The organism is Methanocorpusculum vombati (genome assembly GCF_026891935.1).
Classification (GTDB): Archaea; Halobacteriota; Methanomicrobia; order Methanomicrobiales; family Methanocorpusculaceae; genus Methanocorpusculum; species Methanocorpusculum vombati.
Genome location: NZ_JAPTGC010000003.1, coordinates 57533 through 81022, shown reverse-complemented (window position 1 = coordinate 81022; position 23490 = coordinate 57533). Strand labels below are relative to the sequence as shown.

At 55.0% G+C, this 23490-nt stretch carries 20 protein-coding genes and 1 tRNA gene; 16 read left to right on the top strand and 5 right to left on the bottom strand.

Annotated features, from left to right (window positions below; translation table 11 throughout):
- The 4 genes from O0S09_RS02890 to O0S09_RS02875 all read left to right on the top strand — a co-directional run bounded on the left by O0S09_RS02890 (window position 1) and on the right by O0S09_RS02875 (window position 5229).
- Entirely contained in the window at window positions 1-1113 is a 1113-nt protein-coding gene (locus O0S09_RS02890) for a FecCD family ABC transporter permease (protein WP_268922425.1), read from the top strand.
- Window positions 1110-1883 (top strand): ABC transporter ATP-binding protein, encoded by a 774-nt coding sequence (locus O0S09_RS02885; protein ID WP_268922424.1) that lies wholly within the window; start codon window positions 1110-1112, stop codon window positions 1881-1883. Before O0S09_RS02890 ends, O0S09_RS02885 begins: the two co-directional genes overlap by 4 nt.
- Before the next feature lie 61 nt (window positions 1884-1944).
- Window positions 1945-2970: an ABC transporter substrate-binding protein gene (locus O0S09_RS02880; protein WP_268922423.1), complete on the top strand. Its 1026-nt coding sequence runs from the start codon at window positions 1945-1947 to the stop codon at window positions 2968-2970.
- A 312-nt stretch (window positions 2971-3282) separates the two neighbouring features.
- Window positions 3283-5229: an InlB B-repeat-containing protein gene (locus O0S09_RS02875; RefSeq protein WP_268922422.1), complete on the top strand. Its 1947-nt coding sequence runs from the start codon at window positions 3283-3285 to the stop codon at window positions 5227-5229.
- Between the two features lie 75 nt (window positions 5230-5304).
- Here the strand turns inward: O0S09_RS02875 and O0S09_RS02870 are convergent, their stop codons facing one another.
- Window positions 5305-6519 carry a magnesium transporter gene (locus tag O0S09_RS02870; protein WP_268922421.1) on the bottom strand — a complete coding sequence of 405 codons (1215 nt, stop codon included), beginning with the start codon at window positions 6517-6519 and terminating at the stop codon, window positions 5305-5307.
- A 158-nt stretch (window positions 6520-6677) separates the two neighbouring features.
- Window positions 6678-7961, bottom strand: a complete 1284-nt coding sequence (locus tag O0S09_RS02865) for a proteasome-activating nucleotidase (protein WP_268922420.1) — start codon at window positions 7959-7961, stop codon at window positions 6678-6680.
- A gap of 152 nt (window positions 7962-8113) precedes the next feature.
- Here O0S09_RS02865 and O0S09_RS02860 point away from each other — a divergent pair, with 152 nt between their 5' ends.
- The 12 genes from O0S09_RS02860 (at window position 8114) to O0S09_RS02805 (ending at window position 19211) form a co-directional block, all read left to right on the top strand.
- Window positions 8114-8629 (top strand): multiprotein bridging factor aMBF1, encoded by a 516-nt coding sequence (locus O0S09_RS02860; RefSeq protein WP_268922419.1) that lies wholly within the window; start codon window positions 8114-8116, stop codon window positions 8627-8629.
- A 16-nt stretch (window positions 8630-8645) separates the two neighbouring features.
- On the top strand, window positions 8646-9311 hold the full coding sequence (tpiA, locus tag O0S09_RS02855) for a triose-phosphate isomerase (RefSeq protein WP_268922418.1): 666 nt from the start codon (window positions 8646-8648) through the stop codon (window positions 9309-9311).
- A gap of 136 nt (window positions 9312-9447) precedes the next feature.
- Complete coding sequence (gene uvrB / locus O0S09_RS02850) at window positions 9448-11382, top strand: excinuclease ABC subunit UvrB (RefSeq protein WP_268922417.1); 1935 nt, start codon at window positions 9448-9450, stop codon at window positions 11380-11382.
- Between the two features lie 81 nt (window positions 11383-11463).
- Window positions 11464-12957, top strand: a complete 1494-nt coding sequence (purH, locus tag O0S09_RS02845) for a bifunctional phosphoribosylaminoimidazolecarboxamide formyltransferase/IMP cyclohydrolase (protein ID WP_268922416.1) — start codon at window positions 11464-11466, stop codon at window positions 12955-12957.
- 84 nt (window positions 12958-13041) lie between these two features.
- Window positions 13042-13851: a DUF4013 domain-containing protein gene (locus O0S09_RS02840; protein ID WP_268922415.1), complete on the top strand. Its 810-nt coding sequence runs from the start codon at window positions 13042-13044 to the stop codon at window positions 13849-13851.
- 108 nt (window positions 13852-13959) lie between these two features.
- A complete protein-coding gene (locus O0S09_RS02835) occupies window positions 13960-14085 on the top strand; it encodes a hypothetical protein (protein ID WP_268922414.1) in 126 nt (41 codons plus the stop codon).
- A gap of 320 nt (window positions 14086-14405) precedes the next feature.
- Window positions 14406-15062, top strand: a complete 657-nt coding sequence (locus O0S09_RS02830; protein WP_268922413.1) for a DUF4013 domain-containing protein — start codon at window positions 14406-14408, stop codon at window positions 15060-15062.
- Window positions 15063-15211: 149 nt separating this feature from the next.
- A tRNA-Leu gene (locus tag O0S09_RS02825) sits at window positions 15212-15295 on the top strand.
- 12 nt (window positions 15296-15307) lie between these two features.
- Entirely contained in the window at window positions 15308-16252 is a 945-nt protein-coding gene (locus O0S09_RS02820) for an AAA family ATPase (protein ID WP_268922412.1), read from the top strand.
- A gap of 36 nt (window positions 16253-16288) precedes the next feature.
- Window positions 16289-17236, top strand: a complete 948-nt coding sequence (locus O0S09_RS02815; protein ID WP_268922411.1) for a FecCD family ABC transporter permease — start codon at window positions 16289-16291, stop codon at window positions 17234-17236.
- Window positions 17233-18453, top strand: a complete 1221-nt coding sequence (locus tag O0S09_RS02810) for an ABC transporter ATP-binding protein (protein ID WP_268922410.1) — start codon at window positions 17233-17235, stop codon at window positions 18451-18453. The genes O0S09_RS02815 and O0S09_RS02810 overlap by 4 nt, the downstream gene beginning before the upstream one ends.
- Window positions 18450-19211 (top strand): sugar phosphate isomerase/epimerase family protein, encoded by a 762-nt coding sequence (locus tag O0S09_RS02805; RefSeq protein ID WP_268922409.1) that lies wholly within the window; start codon window positions 18450-18452, stop codon window positions 19209-19211. Before O0S09_RS02810 ends, O0S09_RS02805 begins: the two co-directional genes overlap by 4 nt.
- 40 nt (window positions 19212-19251) lie before the next feature.
- On the opposite strand, the gene O0S09_RS02800 is transcribed toward O0S09_RS02805, so the two are convergent.
- The 3 genes from O0S09_RS02800 to O0S09_RS02790 are packed head-to-tail and all read right to left on the bottom strand — an operon-like array spanning window position 19252 to window position 23489.
- A complete protein-coding gene (locus O0S09_RS02800) occupies window positions 19252-19995 on the bottom strand; it encodes an RNA methyltransferase (protein WP_268922408.1) in 744 nt (247 codons plus the stop codon).
- Entirely contained in the window at window positions 19996-20682 is a 687-nt protein-coding gene (locus O0S09_RS02795) for a phosphoglycerol geranylgeranyltransferase (RefSeq protein ID WP_268922407.1), read from the bottom strand.
- Window positions 20679-23489 (bottom strand): DNA topoisomerase I, encoded by a 2811-nt coding sequence (locus tag O0S09_RS02790; RefSeq protein WP_268922406.1) that lies wholly within the window; start codon window positions 23487-23489, stop codon window positions 20679-20681. The genes O0S09_RS02795 and O0S09_RS02790 overlap by 4 nt, the downstream gene beginning before the upstream one ends.
- Window position 23490 lies beyond the last annotated feature (1 nt).

Sequence of the window (23490 nt, the reverse complement as noted above, 5' to 3'; positions counted from 1 at the left end):
ATGCCCGAACAGAAGATCGCTGAGTTGTACCGCACCACGCAGAAGCGTAAGCTCCTCATCTTCGGTGCACTCCTCCTCCTGCTCTGCATCGCCGCAGTCATTGCCTGCGGTATCGGTACCGTTGCCATTCCTCCAGCTGATGTCCTCGCCGCTTTTGGTCACGCAGTTCTGCCCGGCCTCATCGACGCACCCGCAACGGCCAACGCCGGATTCATCATCACCGGCTACCGGCTCCCCCGCATTCTGCTCGCCGTTCTTGCCGGCGTGAGCTTAGCCGTTGCCGGGGCGGTGATGCAGGGGCTTTTGCGCAACCCGCTCGTCAGTCCTTTCACCCTCGGTCTGTCGTCTGCGGCATCCTTTGGTGCCGCGTTCATGATCGTCCTCGGCCCGGTCCTCTTCGGCGCCGCATTCGCCGGCGCCGTAACCGTTGCAGGCATCACCTTCTCCCTCGACACCGGCCTTTTGATCCTCTCTGCATTCCTGTTCGGCTGGATGAGTGTTGTTCTGGTGTATCTCATCTCCCGCACAAAGCAGACCTCACAGGCCATCATGATCCTTGCAGGCGTCGTCATCGGCTACCTCTTTCAGGCGGGCCTGCTTGCACTCCAGTACATCTCCGACGACGACGCTCTGCGCGACATCGTCACCTGGCTCATGGGAGGTATGTGGGGCGCAAACTGGCAGGCGGTCATCGTTCTTCTGCCGATTGTGCTCCTCTGCTTTTTCCTGGTCGAACGGCGGGCATGGGACCTCAACACACTTTCCGGCGGCGATGATGTCGCAAAAAATCTCGGCATCAACGTTCCCCGGTTCCGGATACACGGGCTTATGATAGTCAGCTTCGCTGCGTCCGCCTGTCTTGCATTTACCGGTGTCATCGGGTTCATCGGCCTCATGGCGCCGCATATTTGCCGAATGATTGTGGGAAACGATTACCGGTACCTCCTTCCCTGTTCCGCGGTGATGGGTGCACTGATCCTCCTCGTCTCCGACACAGCGGCCCGCAGCCTCTTCTCACCGGTTGAGATTCCGGTCGGCGTCATCATGTACATCCTCGGCGGTCTCTTCTTCCTCTACCTTATCACGCGGGGACACGGGAGGTATCTCGGATGAGAATTGAGACGGAAGCTGTTGCGCAGAAGTACAGCAGCGTGCCGATTCTGCACGACATCAGTTTCACCGCGGATGCGGGTGAGGTCGTTGCACTGCTCGGGCCGAACGGGTCGGGCAAGTCAACGCTGATCAAAACCATTGCCGACATTCTCCCGCCCGCATCCGGAAAAGTTCTGATCGACGGAGTTGATGCATCCGCAATTGATCCTATCGACCGGGCAAAACTGATCGGTTACGTGCCGCAGTACTTCCACTACACACCATTCACCACGGTGCTTGACACAGTGCTGATCGGACGGCGGCCCTACATGAGCTGGTCGGTCACCGATGAGGATCTTGCGGCGGTGGACAAAAGTCTTGCAGCGATGCATGTCACGGATCTTGCCGGACGGTTCGTGAACGAACTGTCCGGCGGTCAGCGGCAGCGGGTGTTCATCGCACGAACCCTTGCCCAACAGCCGGCGTTCTATCTTTTCGATGAGCCGACGAGTTCGCTTGACCTCCGTCACCAGCTGGAGACCGTGTCAACGATGCAGCGAATTGTCCATGAGGAAAACTCCTGTATGATTATCGCCCTGCATGATCTCAATCTGGCTCTGCGGTATACGGATAAAGTGGTGATGCTGAAATGCGGTAGAATCCACGCCTGCGGGACACCTGAAGAGGTTCTGACGGAGGATGCGGTCCGGGATGTGTACGGCGTATGTGCGGAGGTTGTGGAGAACTCCCACGGCAAATTTATTCTCTCCTATGCGCCGTCCGATGTGTGAGAAGATTTCTCTATCGTAACACTGAAATAGCGTGTCGGACTACGTTTAGTCAGAGTGTGTAATGATGAAACAATCTTTTCTTTTCCTTCTCTGCCTCGCTGCGGTGGCCGCGGTTCTCTGTTCGGCAGGCTGTGTGACAACCGATGCTCCCGCGGGCGCGGTGGTGGTCACCCAGACAAACGGTGATGCGTTCACGCTGGATCATCCGGCGGAACGGATTGTTCTGATGAACTCAAACGCTGCGGAGATGCTGTATGTTATGGGTGCCGCAGACAGGGTGGTCGGAGTGTCACAGTCGATTGCAGATCACGCGGAGCTTGGTCCTCTCTTTGTGCATGCAGTGAGCGTCGGCAAATGGGATGTTCCCGACATCGAGACGATCAGTTCCCTGGCACCGGATGTGGTGATTGCATTCTCCACGTCAAAACCGCTGAACGCCGATGCTATTGAAGCGGCAGGAATTCCCATCTGCTACATTGACTGCTATAAGCCGACCACGATGCCGGCGGATGTTGCGGCGCTCGGCGTCCTCACCGGCAACTCCGGAAAGGCGGAGGAGTTTGTTGCGTTCTACAATGGTGTGATGGATGCTGCGGCAAACGCGACTGCCCCTGTCTCGTTCTCTCCGTCGGTGTACTGCGAGGGATACACGGACTACTCCGGCCAGGCGAAGGGGTCCGGCATGGATCTGCTGATAGAACATGCCGGCGGCAGAAATGTGCTCACGCAGGAGATGGGCGCAACATCCCCGAAGGTCTCGCCTGAGTGGCTGATTGCAGAAAATCCCGATGTAATGATCAAGGTGCTTTCGGTGAAGAGTATGGAGAACGCCGCGGATCAGTATGCCGCATTTACCGGCAGGAGCGGATTTTCCCATCTGGATGCGGTTTCCGAAAACCGGACCTACATGATCCGTAACGACATTGCCTACGGCCCCCGGACGTTTGCCGGGGCGGTGGCGGTAGCAAAGATGCTGCATCCCGAGGCAGCGGCACATCTGAGTGTCCGGGCCGTGCTGGATGAGTACAATACGCGGTTTGGTCTGAACGTGTCCGCCGGAGAGGTTGTCTATCCGGCATTTGCATAATTTTTTCAGGCGGGTTTGTGCGGGGATTCTTCGGCGGCAAAAGCTGTCGGTGTCTGTGGAGAAATTATTTTAAAATAATTTCTCCACAGACACCGACAGTTCCCGGGAAAAAACCGCGACATCATTGCATGAGATCCCCGGATTGGTCACAAACAGAAAATACTAATATACAAACGACAATCGGCATTCCAAACTATTTTTGGCACTATCTCTACCTTTAACAGACCTCACACAAAACATACTATCACCGCAGAACAGCCGGTACAAAACATCCTCAGGAAATCCGGCAGACACTCTGCCTCAGACAGAACCATGTATCCTCCAAAAAACTCCCTGAATCTCCCACACAACCATCATACCCGCAGCACCGGACAAACACACATACCAGAGCATCACGGAACCGCAGAATACCTGCGCCTGGTACGAACCATTCCCCTCGCCATACTTCTCCTCTTCTGCATCGCACTCGCCGGAACTGCGGCCGCAGACACCCTGACCGCAGGCACATTTGATGAACTCCACACCGCCATTTCCACGGCCCCCACCGACGGCAGCGTCCGCACCATTCTCATCACCCAGGACATCCCTGTCGGATCAAACACCTCCGACATCTTCACCATTGCCGCAAAACAGAATATCACCCTCACAACCGATGCCGCCCCGCACAAAATCTACCGGACCGGCGCACAAACCGGCGGCAACGGCATGTTCCTCGTAACCGGCGGAAACCTCACCCTCAAAAACAACGGTACCGCAGGCGTCCTCACTCTGGACGGAAACCGGACCGGTGTTCCCGCCAGTATCACATCGATGATATACCTCAACAACAGCGGCACCTTCACCATGGATGGCGGCATCATCACCGCAAACCATGCAGACAACTACGGCGGCGGCGGCGTACATAACGACCGCAGCACCTTCATCATGTCAGGAGGAACCATCACCGAAAACAACGCACGTTACTACGGCGGCGGAGTCTATAACGCGGGCACCTTCACCATGACCGGCGGAACCATCAGCGAGAACACGGCAAATTACGGCGGAGGCGTGTATAACCTCGGCGATGCCGCAGTCTCCGGAGGTACCATCACCAGCAATAGTGCAGCAACGGAAGGCGGCGAAGTCTGCTACCTGTTCGGCACATTCAATCTCTCCGGCAATGTACAGATTGGCCCGGACACCACCATGCTCTTCGGCGGAGATGCAAACTACATCACCGTCCCGTCCGCATTTACCGGAAACGTCGCAAACATCACTCCCTTCCGCCCCCACCAGACAACCATATCCCATATAGAGGATCTCTATATAAATAAAACAGACATTCATCCTCCCCTCCCTCTTGATCTTGCTGTCTCCCCCGGAACAAAAATAGTACAACTTCCTCAGGATGCAACCGCCGCAGACCTCAACAATTTCAGGCTCTCCCCCTCCCTTCCCGGCTTCGCTCTCGCCTATCAGGATGACTCCTCCAGCAAATCACTCATACTCACCAGAGGATACAACCTCACGGTAACCGGTGGAACCGGCAGCGGCAGCTATGCAACGGGAACAAACGTATCCGTCAGCGCCATTGTTCCAGCAGGGCAGACATTTGAAAACTGGACCGCAAACGTCAGCAGCGGCAGTTTCGAAAACCCGGACAGCCCGGTCACCACCTACACCATGCCGGCAGAAGACGTAGCAATCACCGCCCGATTTAAAATTACTTCAACCCCACTACCCACAGCAACAGTCACAACAAAACCAACAACCATACCTCCGACACGCCCCGTAACCCAGGCACCCACCGCAACACAGACACCAGGCGAGAGCAGCAGTTCCGGCGGCAACATGGACAACGCCTTCCGCGTCCTCTTCGACACCAACGGCGGCAGCAGTATCAACCCGGAAACCGGCCTCTCCTACGGGGACCGCATCACCCAACCCGCAAACCCGGTCAAAACGGACGCCGTCTTCCTCGGCTGGTACAAAGACACCGCACTCACCACACGATGGAACTTCTCCGCACCAATCCCCGGCGACATGACACTCTATGCCGGCTGGGCCCCAGTCGAGCCGTCCGTCACAAACATCCCGGCAACAGCAGCCGCCACCTCACCAACCCTGCCGACCGTATCTGCCTCCGCCACTATTTCACCAACAGTGCAGACCACCGCCGCAGACACCATCCCTACCCTGACCCAGGCCCCGTCTCCGATCAGCGGCCTGCTTCCCGCACTGATCGCAGCCGGCATCCTCCTGAGAAAAAAACACCCGTAACAAAAGGGTGAACTTGGTATTGACTCGTGCTACTCTTCGAAGCGATTCAGAAAACCGACGAGATACAATACCGGATCACCCCACCACCACCATCATCACCAGCAGCAGTGCCGTCGCCCCCACCAGATCAATCGAACTCGTCACCACCGGCACCCCGAAATTATCCGGATCATACCCCATCCGGTAACTGAACACCGCCGTATAATACCCCAAGAGATTCATCACCGTAATCACCAGCACCCCCGCAACAACCGACAGCAGCACCATCGGCAGAAGACCCGGCGTCGTAATCCCGATAGCAGCAGCAGCATAATGCGACACCACCCCCATCAGCGGCAGAATCAACAGAGCATACACATAATTCTCCACAAAATGCCACAGCACCGTCCGGGACGGCACTAAGTCCGCATCCACCAGACCCATGTGCATCTCCGTTGCAACCCGTGACGTCAGAATACCCCCAATTGACCCGCACCCGTTCATAAACGGCGCCATCAGAATCAGAACTGCCGCCGCAGCAATCAGGCTCTCCAGACCATCCGTATACAGCACACCCGCAACAATCCCCAGAAGCGACAGCGGCGCAAGCAACGGCACACCCTCCCGCAGCACATCCCGCACTGTCTCAGTCGCCCGGCCCATCGAAACAACCGCCCACACAATCATCGCCAGCACAACAATACCCAGAACCAGCTTCAGCTCCATAGGCGCCCCCATCATCAGAACCGCCGTAACCACCAGAAACGGCAGCGTCATCATATCCCCGAACGTCGTAACCACCGGTGCACCCACCATATCCAGATTCCAGCTCCGGCGGTAGCACACAATCGACGTCACAACACCAATCATCGTCACAATCAGACCCGCAATTGTTCCGGAAACAACTGAAATGATCACCATGTCAACAAGACCGATAACCTCCGTCCCCGTAAGAACGCAGATGATCTTCCCGAACACCGCAAGAAGCACCGAAATAATCACCGTCAGCAGAATCGACGCACGCAGGTTATCCCCCAGATCCGTCCCGCGCGAAAACCGCACCTCAAACGCACCAAGATGCATTGACGACGACAACCGCGACGTCAGAATGCCCGCTATCGCTCCGCGCATATTAATCGACGGGGTAACCAGCACCATCAAGCCTGGGATCAGCAGAAGAACCTCATTCACCGAACCCAGATAAATTCCCGCAATAAACGATAAACTGACACTAATTAAGAGCGTGAAGAGGCCAGTAAGAAACTCCTCGTACTCCGAAAACACCCGGCGCCCAACTATCGCCAATCTCATCCGGAGTCACCTCATCAGTCAGCATCATAATAGCATACCTATAGGTCATCGTAACGTATCAAGACTTTGTCCCAAACGGCGTTGCACCTGTGCTGAAGAGAGATATTCGGAAAACTGCCTGCGGGTACGTGGTGAAGCGATCGTGCACCGCAAAAAAATTAGGAGAACATTGCGTCCGGCTGCTGGACCACAATCCCGGTTCGTCCGGCCTTTACTGCGGCAAGTGCTTTGGCAAAGTCCTCGGAGTTAATCATCGTCCGCCGTTTGCGGATAGCGTTCATTCCCGCCTCCACACAGACCGCCATAAGTTCCGAACCGTTCATGCCTTCAGTCTCCCCTGCAATCTCTGCAAGTGACACGGTCTTCCGGAGATTCATCTTTCTTGTGTGAATCTCAAGAATCGTTCTTCGTCCCTCCTCATCCGGCAGCGGGAACTCAATGATACGGTCAAATCGTCCGGGACGGAGCAGGGCTTTGTCAAGGATGTCAGGACGGTTGGTTGCACCGATAACCTTCACATCACCGCGGTTGTCAAATCCGTCCAGCTCGGCAAGCAGCTGCATGAGTGTTCTGCTGACCTCATGGTCACCGGGAGAATAACTGTCGTTTCCGCGTGCCGCACCGATGGCATCGATCTCATCGATGAAGATAATGGCCGGTGAGCGTTCCCGGGCCATCTGGAACAGCTCGCGTACCAGCCGTGCGCCTTCGCCGATGTACTTCTGGACGAGTTCTGACCCGACCACATGAATAAACGAGGCTTTCGTATGATGCGCAACCGCTTTTGCAAGAAGCGTCTTGCCGGTCCCGGGCGGGCCGAACATCAGAACGCCTTTGGGCGGGGCAATACCGACCGTCTCAAACAGACGCGGGGACTTGAGCGGCAGTTCCACCGATTCACGGAGCAGCTGCTTCTGTTCCTCAAGACCGCCGATGTCGTCATAGGTAACGTCCGGTGTGTCCATGACTTCCATTGCGGATACCTGACTGTCGTACTTCGGCGGCAGAATATCCACGATGCTGAAGGACTGCAGATGCATGGCACAAAGCGTGCCGGGCATGATATCTTTTGGATCCAGATGTTCACTGACCCGGGAAAGGAACTGCGGGCCGGTGGTACTTCGGACCACGACATGCGTCTCATCAATAACCGACTCGATCGTTCCGAGAACCAGTGGCGGGCTGCGGTAGTCGTTGAGTTCATCGCGCAGTTTCTTTATCTCGCGCTTGTACTGATCACGCTGTGATTCTGCTGCCGCGGTCTGGAGCCGGAGCTGCCGTACCTGCTCGCGAAGTTCAAAGTTTCTGCTCTCAAGAGCAATGTTTGTCTTGCGGAGAACAGCAAGTTCGTTTTCCTTTGGGTGCGGGTTTTTCTCCCCGATTGTGTCGACGGAATTTGGTTCTCCGGCACATGGTGAGATGATGTCCGGTGTTTCTGACATGGCAACTTACGGGTATATCAGTGTATATGGGTAAAATAGCTTCCCATACGGGTGTCGGATTATTACGGTTCGGAATAATTTCTTTCCAAAAAGTATCGATATCCGAATTGTTAATGTGGTAGAAACAAAAAATAGAGTAGGTCGAATTTATCATGCAAACAGAATACTGTGAGTTATGTGGGGCACCTCTCACCAAAAAAGGAAGACTGGTGCAGATTGAAGGTGCCAAGCCGATGAAGGTTTGCGATAAATGTGCCAAACTCGGCACAGAGGTCCAGGCACCAAGACCTGCATCTGCGGGATTTGGCAGGCCGACGATTGTGCGCAAAGGATCTGCGCAGGTCCCGGCAGCCGCTGCATCACGCAAGCGGGATATGTTTGATTATATGGAAGGTGACATTGTTGAGGATTTCCCCAAGCGCATTGCGGCAGCGCGTCAGGCCAAGGGTTTTTCCCAGAAGGATCTTGCCTTTGTTCTGAAGATGCAGGAAGGAGATATTAAGAAACTGGAACGCGGCGAGCGGGAACCGACCGAGGCGGAGCGGAAGAAGCTGGAAGCAGAGCTTGGCATTGAGCTTCTGGATACCGGCGGAGATGCCGATGCGCTCCAACAGGGGGGCGTTGCGGCAACAACGCTCGGCGATGTTCTGCAGGTAAAACGGAAGTAAGCGGGACGAATCGATCATGGCATCCCCACTTATCCTTATTAATTTCAAGTCGTACCGGGAAGGAGCAGGCAATAATGCGGGCCAGATCGGGTCTGCGGCAGAGATTGTGATGCAGGAGTCGGGCGTGACCATCGGTGTTGCCCCGCAGTTTACCGAGCTGCATCCGTTCTGCAGACATTATGAAATTCCGGTGTATGCACAGCACATCGATCCGGTTGAGGGCGCGTTTACCGGCCGCATCCCGGCGTTTACGGTCCGCGCCGCAGGATGCACGGGAGCGCTGATCAATCACTCGGAGCGCCGTCTGTCGATCGCGGATATTGAGGCGACGGTTGCTGCGGCAAAGTTCCATCATCTGGAGTCGGTGGTCTGTACAAATAATGTGGCAGTGTCTGCTGCCGCGGCTTCGTTTGCCCCGACCTATATCGCGGTTGAGCCGCCGGAACTGATCGGGTCCGGCATCTCGGTTGCAAAGGCAGATCCTGAAATTATCAAAGGAACGGTTGATGCGGTGCAGCGGATTAACCCGGATGTGAAAGTGCTGTGCGGTGCGGGGATTCAGTCCGGCGAGTGTGTGAAGACCGCGGTGTCGCTTGGCGCCGACGGTGTGCTTCTTGCGTCAAGTGTGGTGAAGGCAAAGGATCCCGAGGCGGTTCTGCGGGATCTTGTGTCTCTGCTCTGAATATTTTTTCTTTTTTGCGACGGGGCGGGAGTAGCCGCAGAAGTATCTCCCCGCAGTTTTGCAACACCGGTCCTTCCCCCCTGCATGCCGCATCCCCACACACTAATACCGTCCCGCGCCAACATCATTACCACTGATGTCAGGAACGTTTGAACTCAGTTCCTCCTTTGCCCCGCGTGGTTCGCAGCCGGAGGCAATTGCCGAGCTGACGGCAGGAGTCGAAGACGGCGAACAGTATCAGACACTTCTGGGCGTGACCGGGTCGGGCAAGACCTTTACGATTGCAAATGTTATTCAAAACGTTCAGAAGCCGACGCTTGTTCTCGCCCACAATAAAACCCTGGCTGCCCAGCTTTACAATGAGTTCAAGGAGTTTTTCCCGAACAATCACGTGGAGTACTTCATCTCCTACTATGATTACTATCAGCCGGAGTCCTACATCGCCAAAAAGGATCAGTACATCGAAAAGGATGCCCAGATCAATCCGAAGATCGAGATGATGCGGCTTGCGGCAACGGCGTCGCTTCTCTCGCACCGCGACACCATCATCGTTGCCTCAGTTTCCTGTATCTATGGTCTCGGCAATCCGGAGAACTTCCGCAACCTCGGATTTGAACTGCGGTGCGGTCAGCAGATCTCCCGCCGTGAGATCATGGAAAAACTGCTTGCCATCCTCTTTGAAAGAAACGATCTTGAACTGATGCCGGGACGGTTCCGTGTCAAGGGCGATACCATCGACATTATTCCGGGATACTTCAACGATATCATCAGAATTGAGATGTTCGGAGATGAGATCGACCGCATTGCAGAGGTTGACAAAAACACCGGTAAAGAAAAGGAGCGGCTGGACTACTTCTACGTGTATCCGGCCCGCCACTTCGTTACGCCTGAGTCGGAGATGCAGCGGAGTCTTGCTTCAATTCGTGCCGAACTTGATTCCGTGCTCGCCGAGGGAAACCTCGACGACCTTTCCGCACACCGCTTAAAACAGCGGACACAGTATGATCTTGAGATGATTGAGGAGACCGGGTCCTGCAAGGGAATCGAAAACTATTCGCGTCACTTTGACGGCCGTGCCGCAGGGGAAAAACCGTTCTGTCTTCTGGACTACTTCCCCGATGATTTTCTCATGGTCATCGATGAAAGTCACCAGTCGCTGCCGCAGGTACGCGGCATGTACAACGGCGACCATTCCCGGAAGGTGTCCCTCGTTGAGTACGGGTTCCGGCTGCCGAGCGCGTTTGACAACCGGCCCCTGAAGTTCCCGGAGTTTGAGAAGTACATGCATCAGGTCATCTTCGTCTCGGCAACGCCGGGCGAGTACGAGCTATCCCACTCGGACGGTGTTGTGGAACAGATTATCCGGCCGACCGGTCTTGTGGATCCGGTTGTGGAGGTCAGACCAATTGCAGGACAGACGGACGACATCATCAAAGAGATTCATGCGGTGATTGAACGCGGTGACCGGGCGCTTGTTACCACCCTGACCAAGAAACTCGCCGAGGAGCTGACCGAGTATCTTGCACAGCAGGGAATTAAGACACGCTATCTCCATTCGGAGATTCAGGCACTGGAACGTACCGAGTTGATCCGCCAGCTGCGGCTTGGTCTGTTTGATGTACTGGTCGGGATCAATCTGCTGCGGGAAGGTCTTGACATCCCGGAGGTCGGGTTCATTGGTATTCTTGATGCCGACAAAGAGGGATTCCTCCGTGACTCCCGCAGTCTGATTCAGATCATCGGCCGTGCAGCACGGAACGCCGAGTCACGCGTTGTCCTCTACGCCGACAACATCACCGAGTCGATGCGGGTTTCAATGTCTGAGACTTCCCGCAGACGCGAGATGCAGATTGCGTTTAATGCGGAACACGGGATTGTCCCGAAGACGATCAAAAAACCGGTACGAGAGAAGGAAGTTGATATCAAAGATACCAAACATCTGCCAAAGTCGGAGATTCCAAACCTCATCATCGAGCTTGAGGCGGAGATGAAGGCGGCTGCCGGTTCACTGGATTTCGAGCGGGCAATTGAACTCCGGGACAGGATCAAGGGACTGCGGGACGGGTTGTGATCCGATCCCCAACTCCGGTCAAACGGGGTACAGAAATATCCCGAACCCTTAATTACCTTCTTCCAACCATATACATGTGTTATGACTCTCGCACTCCTGTCGGTCTGGGACAAGACCGGCATCATTGATCTTGCCAAAGCCCTGGCAGCAAAAAATATCGGCATTCTCAGTTCCGGCGGAACCGCAAAGACTCTTCGTGACGCCGGAATCCCGGTTAAGGATGTCTCCGAGTACACCGGTTTTCCCGAGATGATGGACGGCCGCGTGAAGACGCTGCACCCGAAGGTGCACGGAGGTCTTCTCGGCCGCCGCGGAACGGACGATGCGGTCATGCAGGAGCATGGCATTGAAGGCATCGATATCCTCTGCGTCAATCTGTATCCGTTTGAGGAGATGTCAAAAAAGAATCTGCCGCTTGACGAACTGATCGAGTTTGTGGACATCGGCGGTCCGGCGATGATCCGCGCCGCGTCCAAGAACTTTAAGGATGTCGCCGTGGTGGTGGACCCAGACGACTACCCCATGGTGATTGATGCGGTCAACGGCGGAGGATTCACGTATGAGCAGAAGCTGAGTCTTGCCGCAAAGGCCTTTACCCGGACTGCGGCATATGATGCAGCAATCTCGAACTATCTCAATGGTATCGGTTCTGAGTTCCCGTCAACCTATACGGTGCAGTTTGCCAACGGCCGCCACCTCCGGTACGGCGAGAATCCGCATCAGAAAGCTGCGGTGTATGGAACGTCCGGTATTGCCGGTCAGACCGCTTTGCAGGGCAAGGAGATGTCCTACAACAATTATCTGGATGTGCATGCAGCTGTCAGTCTCTGCCGCGAGCTGCCGTCTCCGGGAACGGTTATTGTAAAGCACAACAATCCCTGCGGGGTTGCGGTGGGCGCGACCCAGCTTGAGTCGTATCTTAAGGCGCGGGATGTGGATCCGGTTTCTGCGTACGGTTCGGTTGTGGCAATGAACAGTCCGGTCGGAAAAGATGTTGCAGAGGAGATCTGTTCCACGTTTGTGGAGGTGCTGATTGCCCCGTCCTTTACCGAGGAGGCACGGGAGATTATGAAGAAGAAGGAGAACATGCGGCTTCTGGTTCTCCCGCCCGAGGTTCCGGCAGATGAGCTGCGGACGATCGACGGCGGGGTGCTGGTGCAGAGAACTCCGGAGTATGAGGAGGGCTGGACGGTTGTATCGAAGCGTGCACCGACCGAGGCGGAGGTTGCGGCGATGAGATTTGCCTGGAAGATTGTGAAGTATGCAAAGAGCAATGCGATTGTGTACTCGAATGCGACCGAGCTGGTGGGTATCGGCGTCGGTCAGATGAACCGGGTGGATTCTGCAAAGATTGCGGTGATGAAGGCGGCGGAGTTCGGCAGAACGATGAAGGATACGGTTGTGGCGTCGGATGCGTTCCTGCCGTTCCCGGATACGCTGGAGGTTGCAGCAGCTGCCGGAGCAACCGCCCTGATTCAGCCGGGAGGTTCGATCCGCGATGCCGAGGTTATTGCCCGTGCCGATGAACTGGGTGTTGCCATGGTCTTTACCGGCACCCGCCATTTCCGGCATTAACCATCTTTTTTTAACTGACTACACAATCTGTATATACTTTTGCGGCGCACTATTCCCCATCTGAAAAGAGGTGAACGAAAAAATATGGTTATTGGTATTGTAGAGAACCTGCGCGGTTCGTATGACTATGCAAATAAGGCACTGCACTCCTTCAGCGACTGGATTATTCTGATCACGATCAGCCTGCTGATGCTGGCAGGTATTGCCCTGATGGTCTTTGGCTTGATGGGGTTTGTGGTAACATCCATTGAGACGATTGTTCCGGGAGCATCGGCTGCAATCCCAGAGAGCATTCCGTTTGCCGGACTGGCAGGGGCATTCTCGCTGGCTGCTCTCCTGGTCGGTGCGGTTCTTACCCTCATCTTCAGTATTCTGTGGACAGGTTTTATCCTGCGTGTGTACCGCGGCGGCGAGCTGAAACTTGGTGCCTGGGGCAGTATGTTCCTTGATGGTCTGCTGGCAACGATCATCTCGCTTGTGTACTTTATTCCGTATATTGTGATCTCTGTTCTGCTGATGTTCGGCCCTATGGATAATGCGGCGTTTGTTCTTGCAGCAATGGTCATCCGGTTAGTTGTCCTGCTGATCACTTCCATGGTGCTGATCATGGCACTTATCCGGTTTGCCAAGGAGCAGCGGGTTGGTGCTGCGTTCCAGATAAAGGAGCTGCTCAACGTTATTGCAACGATCGGCTGGCTGCGGTATCTGGGCAATATTATTGTTATCGGACTTGTCCTTCTGGTTATCTATGCCATTCTGCTGGTGATTCTGGTGGTCGGATGGGTTCTGTTAATCGTTGTTGCGCCGCTTCTGGCCATCTGGGAGGCAAAGTTCTATGCCAATCTGTATGAGTCGGCGGTTGCTGCATCCACACCTGCGGCTGTAGAGGAGTAATCCTCTTTTTTTCTTTCGCAGTGTTTTGTCCATCCGGGCGCTGTCCATATCTTCGGGTATAGACAGCATGCTGTTTGCGCTGCTGCTGCAAAGATAATCTTTGGCGATGTGTTCCAGATTAGTGCAATTTTCGCGAAGATTGGTAAGATCGGCTGGCTGATTATGGTACTTCTGACGCCGTTCCCGGCACCCGGGTTTTCCCGCTACTACACAAATGTGTACGAGTCCGCATAACGGTGCAGGAGATCCGTAGGTCAGGGACCGCTGTCCGTGCGGCTTTTTTCCCGGACCCATTTTTTCCTCCGCGCATTTCCGGCATTTGGACGAATTGTTGTTTGTCAATTGCCGAATTTTCCCTCATATTCTGGGGATTTTTTGAAATGGTTCTGTTTTCCGGTATTTTTTGACCCAATATTTCTGAATGGGAAAATCACGAAAAAATTCATCTGTTTACGAAACTGACCGAAATTCAATCGTTGTCCGACAAAACTATGAGATAGTTATATATGGAAAGACGCAAATGTATTTATATCCACAAAAAGAGGTGGAACTTTATGTCTATTGGTATTACCGAAAATATCGGCAAGTCGTTTGACTTTGCCAAAACGCGTCTGGTCGGCAACTGGGTTGACTGGATTATTCTTATCATTCTGTGTATCATTCCGATCATCGGATGGATACTTCTGATGGGTTTCGCCGTTCGCGTGTACCGCGGCGGCGAGGCGAAACTCGGTGAATGGGTTAAGATGCTGATCGATGGTATCCTGATGTGGATCATTGGTATTGTGTATGGCATTGTGCCGATGATTGTCCTGTTCATCTTCGGCGGTGCCGCACTGATGAATCCGATGGCCATGATGGACCCCAATGCAGCAGCAGCAGCCGTGACGGGAGTCAGTATCATTGGTCTGATCATTACCCTGATTGTTTCCATCATCTTTGGTATTATGGCCACAATGGCTATTGTCCGGTTTGCAAAGGAAGAGAAACTTGGTGCAGCATTCCAGTTCGGCGAAATCTTTAAGATCGTCGGTAAGATCGGTTGGATTCACTATATCCTGTCCTGGATTGTGCTGATGATCGTTCTTGGTGTTATCATGGGTATTCTCTTGATCATTCCGATTATCGGCTGGATTCTGCTTCTGATCCTTGCTCCGCTGTTCTTAATCTGGGAAGCACGGTTCTTTGGCCAGCTCTACGAGTCTGCATAAGATCAAAGCAATCTAATTTTTTTTCTTTTTTGTACGTTCAGATATGTAAACGAAGAAACGTCGTTCCGGTCCGCACATTTTGCGGCACTGTACAAGAAAGTTCATCATATATCCGTTCCACATAATAAGAGCATAGGGCTAAATAAGGCGCGAGGGTTGCCAAGCCAGGTTAACGGCGCAGGGCTTAGGACCCTGTCTCAAGGAGTTCATGGGTTCGAATCCCATCCCTCGCATTGATGGAGAATATGCTCAAAGTTTCTATTTCCGGGCTGCGGCATTTTGCCGGGTATGTGGTGCCGGTGCAAGGTCTTCTGGTCTTTTACGGGAAGAATGGTGCGGGAAAATCCTCGGTTGCCACGGCGTTTGAGATGTTGTCGGCAGTTGCAGGGCGTTCCCTTGGCGACTGGACCGAGGTGTTCGGGAACTGCGGGGCACTGTTTCATTTCGGACCGGAGTGTACCCGGGAAATTGTTCTTTGTGTGGAGCGGGGCCGCGAATCGTATCGTGCGGTTCTTGTGCGGGATCCCAAGGATGCGGAGCGGCTGATCCTCGCCCGCGAGCAGCTGGTAATTCAGGATCAAAAGGATGATACGCAGCTGGAAAAGATCGAGGTCCGGACCGGCGAGCGGGAGAGCATCTTCGGGGTCCCCGTGGAGCCTGAACCGCGCGATGTGTACCGGATCATGCAGGAGATGAGCCGCTGGTGGATCGGTCATCTTGTCCCGTCCGCGATGCGAAACCCGGAGACAAACGATACAGGCAGACGGCTGTATCCGACCGGCAGAAATCTGGAGGCATGTCTTCTCCGGTTTGCAGCGAGTATGCCTGAGGCGTTTTCTGCCGTGGAAGCTGCTGTTTCAGCGGTTGAACCGGAGTTTGTCCGGTTTGCGATTGTGACCGAGGATGGCCACAACCGGCTGATGTGGGAGTCAAAGAGCCGGGCAATGCTTATTCCCTACCAGTATTTTTCTGAAGGAACACTGCGGCTGCTTGCCTATGCGGTGCTCTTTTCTTCACCGGAACTGCCGGAAGCAGTTGTTATCGACGATATTGAAACAGCACTTGATGACAGCCACATTGCGGCACTGATGCAGATTGTACAGGAGGCAGGGAAACGGACAAATATTATTCTGACTACCCGTTCGGCAAAGGTTGCAGAGTGTGCCGGGGATGCACTCCAGGAGATATAATTTATTTGACATAAGACAATATAGTTAGCAACATCTATGTTGCGTCGTCCTGTTCTCATTCTCCCGGTTCTTTTGCTGCTGCTGATTGTAAGTATTTTTGTTACGACCTGTATCGGGGTGTCCGGTCTGTCGCTGTGGAATTTTGATACGGCGATGATTCAGAAGCTGCTGTTTGAGGTCCGGCTGCCCCGGGTATGCGGTGCGGTGCTGGTCGGGCTCGGGCTGGCTGCGGCGGGATGTGCGATGCAGGGGCTGTTCCGTAATCCGATGGCGGATCCCTATATTATCGGGACATCATCGGGAGGCGCACTCGGCGCTGCGTTTGCGATTGTGTTTCTCGGCGGACTGTTTCTGCCGGTTCTTGCGTTTGCCGGAGCGACACTTTCCACGATTGTGGTGTATCTTATCTCTCTCCGGCACGGACGGGTGGCGGTGGAGACGCTGCTTTTGTCGGGTATTGCGGTGTCGCTGTTTTTATCCGCGATGCTGTCATTTCTCATGTATATTTCGGGAAATTCCCTGCATCAGATTATGTTCTGGATGATGGGCGGGTTCTGGAATGTGTACTGGGATGATGTGATTCTGGGTCTCTTGATTCCTGCAGCATGCGTAGTGGTATTTGTGTTCTCCCGCGATCTGAATGTGATGGCTTTGGGAGAAGAGGAGGCGGTGCATCTGGGAGTGAATATCGAGAAGACGAAACGGATTCTTTTGCTGGTATCTTCCTTTATCACCGGTATTGCGGTGTCGATTGCGGGGTGCATCGGGTTTGTGGGTCTGATTATTCCCCATATTATGCGGATTCTGACAGGACCGGATCACCGGATTCTTTTGCCCGCGTCGATGATGGCAGGTGCAATTCTTCTGATGTGGGCGGATACGGCTGCACGGACACTGCCGGTTGAGATTCCGGTGGGTATTATTACCGCGTTTCTGGGTGCTCCGTTCTTTATTTACCTGCTGCGGAGGAGGACTCAGGTATGACGCCGGTGATTTCTGCGGAGCAGCTGTCGGTGAGTTACGGGGACCATACGGTTCTCCGGGATCTTTCACTTGCGGTTGAGGAAGGACGGTTCATTGGTATTCTCGGGCCGAACGGGTGCGGGAAGACCACGTTTCTGCGGACATTGTCGCGAATTCTTGCACCGGATGCAGGGGCGGTGATGATTGAGGGGCTGGATGTTGCGACGTATGATACGCGGGAACTTGCACGGATCCTCGGATGCGTACGGCAGGAGACGGATGTTGCGTTTCCGTTTACGGTCCGCGAGATTGTGCTGATGGGCCGCCATCCGCATATCGGGAGGCTTGCACCTCTGGGAGAGGTGGATCTGTCGGTTGCAGATGAGGCGATGCGGCGGACGAATACGCTGCATCTGGCGGATAAACTGATTACGGAGGTGTCGGGCGGTGAGCGGCAGCGGGTACTGATTGCACGGACGCTTGCACAGCAGCCGAAGATCCTGCTGCTGGATGAGCCGACGTCACATCTTGATATTAATCATCAGCTGGAGATTCTGAGCCTGATTCAGGAGCTGACACCAAAGATTACGGTGGTGGGGGTGTTTCATGATTTTAATCTTGCGTCCTATTTCTGTGACCGGCTGATTCTGATGAGCGGAGGACAGATCGTGGCGGCGGGAACTCCTGCGGAGGTACTGACGGAGGAACGGATCTCCGAGAGTTTTTCGGTGAGGATGCTGGTACATATGCATCCTCTGACGGGGAAGCCGTATCTGGTTCCGGCGTATGATGTTGCGGCGGTTGCAGACGGTGTCCGGGTACATGTGATCTCGGGCGGGGGGTCCGGATCGGAGCTGTATCACCTGCTGCTTCTGCACGGGTGCCGGGTTACCGCGGGGGTACTTGCGGCGAATGATTCTGATGCGGCGGCAGCCGCGGCACTCGGAATTGAAGCGGTGGTTGAGCCGCCGTTTGCGGCGGTGTCAGCTGCAGCGGTTGAACAGCTGCGTGGTCTGGTTGCGAAGGCGGATGCCGTGGTGGTTGCGGGGATGCCGGTCGGCTCGGGGAATCTGGCAAATCTGTCGGTCCTGAAGGGTGCTGATGTGCCGGTGTATTTCCTTGGACGATGCGAGGATTATACCGGAGGAGAGGCGGATGCTCTTTTTGCGGAGCTTGCCGGGGACGGGGCGGTTGCGGTGGTCTCGGCTGCGGACCTGATGCGGCGGATTCTCCCATGAGGCGGTTTGGTGTTTCGACGAACTGTCTGATGGCAGAGCCGCTTGCGGATGCTCTGATGCGGCTTTCGGAGATATGTGATCTGGTGGAAATTCAGTGCGATGCACAGCACTCGCTGTTTGGGTATGAGGATGCCTGCAGGGAGTTTGATCTGCGGTACACGATTCATGCACCGACGGGAGACGGAAATATTGCATCTGCATTTGAGCCGATGCGGCGGGCAAGTATTGCGGTGATCCGCGAGACTGCGGAAGCCGGAGATCGGATCGGTGCGGAGACACTGGTGATTCATCCGGGGTTTTGTCTGTATCCGGACGAGTGGGATGCATCAACTGCGGCAATGCTGCGGAGTTTTGCAGAGCTCGGGGAGATGCAGGAGGAGTTTTCCATCCGGTTTGCGGTGGAAAATCTCGGGAGCTGGGACTGCTGCAGGTTTCAGGCACCGGATCTTCTTACATGTATCCGGGAGTGCGGTCTGTCGTTTGTGCTGGATGTGGGGCATGCAAATCTGACGGGGACACTTAAAGCGTTTCTTACCAAGCGGCCGGATCATCTGCATCTGCACGATAACTGCGGGGTGTGGGATGAGCATGCGGCGTGCGGATCGGGAACGATTGATTTTGCTCCAGTACTTGCGGCGGCGGGGTCTGCAACGATGATTGTGGAGGTTATGCGGTTTGAGGACGTGGAGCGGAGTCTTTCGTTTCTGGACGGGTTGCAGATGAACGGATGTGCGATGACGAACAACAACAGTCAATAAACGAACGCAGGCACGTTGCCGTCCTGCAAAAAAAGGAAACTTACTCTTCCCCGTCCCAGTACTCGCGGCCCTTATCATCGTAGGCCACGCCCGGATGCTTCAGATGCCACTCGGTACGGCGGAGAATCCCGTGAATGGTACTCGCCTCGCGGACCGTCAGGTTCGTTCTCCCGAGAACCCGCTTTGCAAGGAGAATCGTGGTCTCCCGCTTCTCCACCGGATGACCGATCCCTTCCAGGAACCGCTCGAAGTGCGCGTAAAGTGCATCCATCTCGACCCGGCTGGCAAGCATATACTCACCCCGGGGCAGATGCGCAAGCTCATAGCAGACCACCCCGATCGCATGCGAGATGTTCATAATCGGATACTCGGGTGAGGTCGGAATCGTTGCCACAATATCGCAGCGGCGGATTTCCTCGTTGTTTAAGCCCCAGTTCTCCCTCCCGAACAGAATCGAGATACGGCCGTCCACATCATGAATCATTTCCCGCAGCTCCGCCGGTGAGTAGTAGGGCATCCGCATCGGGTTTGACACCGACTTCGACAGACCGCCGGTCGTTGCAACCGCAAGATTGCTGCGGGCGAACACCTCATCAAGCGTTACAACCTCCGCCGCCTCAAGAACATCCTTCGCATGCGACGCCCGTGCGGTTGCCTCCACCGTCATCTTCGGCGGGTTGACCAGAACCATATTATGAAACCCGAAGTTCTTCATAACCCGGGCGGCAAACCCGATGTTGCCCTCATACAGCGGCTCAACGAGTACGATATCGATCTGCGGCATTTACCGTCTGACCGCCTTCACCGTCTCTTTGAGAATTGCAGGGCCTGCATCGTACACCGCATTTCCCACGACAATCGCATCCGCATACTGTCCCATCTCCGCAGCCTTCTCGGCATTGTTGATGCCTCCGCCGTAGAAGATCTGAATATCGTCCACCGCCTCGCTGACTGCCTTTGTGACCGCAGGATCTCCGTAGGTTCCGCTGTACTCAATGTAGAAGACCGGCATGCGGTAGTACTTCTCCGCAACAACCGCATAGGCTGCGACCTCCTCAGGAGTGAGATCACACTTCGCATGCGTCAGTTTCCCGACCGACGAAGCAGGGTTCAGTACCACATACGCCTCCCCGATTACCTTGTCCCAGACAATCGGGAAGTGCTGCACCCACTCCTTGTGAAGACCCGTAACAAACATCGGGTGGGCCGCATTAAAAACCGTCGGCACAAACACCAGGTCCATCCCCTCGAACCGTGCACCGGTCGGATCTGCCGGTTCCACAACCACCGGCAGACCGGAGTCGCGTACCTGATCGTAGAGGTCTGCAAGTTTCTCCGGCGTCACATCCAGTGTTCCCGACAGCATCAGAACATCCGTTCCGCTTGCTGCAATCTCTGCAATTGCACCGTCACCCAGAACCTTATCAGGATCGAGTTTGGTAATATGTCTCCATTCTTTCCAGTTCGTCATTTTCCACACACCTTTTTGGCTTTGTTCTTGTATTCGGTCAGCTGTTCCCTGTCGATACCGGTCTGGCGCGACAGTGTCTGAACCGCAGCACCCTTCAGAAGCGTACAGCTGTACACTCCTGCAAACGCAAGAGCGGTCAGGTGCTCCGGCTCAATCTCAAGCGGTGTCAGACTTGCAATACCGTCATCAAACGCTGCCTTGCTGAGTGATTTCGGCGGCTCGGCACCGATCTGTTCTGCCACCATCTTCTGATGCTTACAGACGGTTGTCACCGACGCACCGGTCGCAAGGGAAAGACCTGCGGGGTGCGCCGCAACAAAGGCCTTCGGATCTTCATATCCGGCGGCAACATACTTCTTGAGGGTAATGGCCGGCACCCCGTACTGTTTCATCGTGGCGATATTGACGACGCGCTTTGCCTCCGTAAGAAGCGTGTCGGTCTCTGCCTCGGAGAGGCCGGCCGCCATCACATCACTCTTTTTTGCACCGGCAAGACTTGCAATGTCCACGATTCCCTTGCCGATGAAGGCGGCACTGACCTTGGAGTGGCCGCGTCCGCGGCGGGGCGCGACATGCGAGGAGATGAACTTCTTGAGTTCGGTTCTCTTGCGAAGCAGCCCCAGAACCGTTTCCGCATCCTGAATCATTTTATCCGCTTCATCCCGGGATGTATTGAGCCGGAACATCAGATCATCTGCGGAGATTCCGGCAAGTTCGGAGATTGCATAGATGTGGACACTGTTCAGCCTCTCAATCCCTGCATCGGTCATGCCGGGCAGCATCTTAAACGCCTCGGCGTTTGTTTTGATGTGGGAACAAAGGGGACAGCCGATCTTCCAGGCCGGAGCACCTTTGCGGAGCAGCTGAACATGGTTGAGCTGATGGATGGGACAGACCTCATTCATTTTAACTGCATTGCCCCAGGTCGCCGGCGGAAGGCTGGTATTGAAGGTACACTTCGGGTAGCCGGAACAGCCGATGAACTGGGAGTTTCCGGCACGCCGGATCCGGAGCGGTGCACCGCAGACCGGACACTGACCGACCGTCTGCTCCTCCCGCGTGCGGTCCATGAGGTCCTGACCGATCGCTTCCTTGTTCTCCTCCAGATCATCGAAGATGGAGGAGAGCATGGTCTTCGACTCGGTCAGCACCGCGTTCATGGTCTTGGTCCCCGCGGCGATGTTCTCCATTGACTCTTCGAGGGTCTTGGTCATCGTGGGGGCGGTGATGGTATCCGCAAACTTTTCCAGTGACTCAGTAACCGCACGGCCGACAATGGTCGGCTTCATCGGGTTTCCTTCGATGTACTTTCTGCCGATAAGTTTGCTGATGACCTCATGCCGCGTACTTTTGGTGCCGAGACCCAGCTCTTCCATTCTCTGGATGAGTCTGCTCTGCGAGTAGCGGGCCGGAGGCTGGGTCTCTTTTTCCTCACAGTTTTTATCGGTAAGGGTGAGCCGGTCACCAACCGCAAACTCCGGCAGGATGGCTTCTTCGGCTTTGCTGTAGGGGTACACCGTACGCCAGCCGGGAACAATCAGCCGTCCGCCGGTGATGGTATAAGGCTCAGTATCCGCGGTCAGATTGACCTTGAGCGTCTTCCACTCGGCGTCGGGGGAAAGCGTGGCAAAAAACCGGCGGACGATGAACTCATACAGTTTCCATGTGGCGTCGTCGCCGATCTCGGCACGGGTGCCTTTGGAGGTCGGGTAGATTGGCGGGTGGTCGGTGGTTTCCTTCTTGCCGCGGGTTGGGACTGCCCGCATGTTTGCCAGCACATGATTTGCATCGCGTTCAAACTCGCCGCCGGCAAACATTTTGAGATGCTGGCGGAGATTGAGACTTTTGGGATACGCGGTGTTGTCGGTACGGGGATAGGAGATGAATCCCCGCATGTAGAGATCCTCTGCCTTGTTCATCGCGGATGCGGCGGAGAGACCAAGCCGTCCCGCACCGACGATTAAGGCGGTGGTGTCCAGCGGGGTCGGGGCTTTGTCGGTCTTTTTGCCGGTAATGACTTCCCGCACCGTGACCGGATCGCGTGTTCCGGCAAGGGCTGCGTCAGCCTCTTCCTTCACGGTGAACCGGCCGTGGACGTGGCGGGCGGATACCTCCTCACCCGCAATCTTCGCGGTGAGGGTAAGCATCCAGTACTTTTCCGGAACAAAGGCTTCTATCTCCTTTTCGCGATCAACAATCATGGCGAGCGTCGGGCTCTGCACGCGGCCGACGGAAAGAATACTGTCTGCACCACGGTGGGCAGCGATGGAGAGGAACCGGGTTAAGGATGCTCCCCAGACAAGATCGATGACCTGCCGGGTCTCACCGGCTGCGGCAAGATTGAAGTCGATCTCTTGTGCATCGGCGATTGCTTTGGTGATCTCATCTTTGGTAATTGCCGAGAACCGGGCACGGTCAACCGTCACCTTCTGGTTGACGGCACGGACTAGCTCATAGGCTTCCATGCCGATGAGTTCTCCTTCGGTATCGTAATCGGTTGCGATAGTAATGCGGTCGGCTTTTTTCGCATGCTTCTGCATGAGAGCGACGATCTTCTTTTCGGTCGGATGCTTTTCGATATCGGCATTGATGAGGGAACGCGGCGGGTGTTCTTCGCTTCGCCAGTTGCTGTAACCTTTGGTAAAGTCAAGTTCAACCACATGGCCGCGAAGACCCATTACCACCGTATCGCCAAAAGTGTACTCGGTTGCCGCGCCGTCGCGTTTGGTGTGCACTTTCTGTTTTCCTGCCAGAAATGCTGCGATGCGTTCTGCGACGATGTTCTTTTCGGCGATGATAAGATGCATG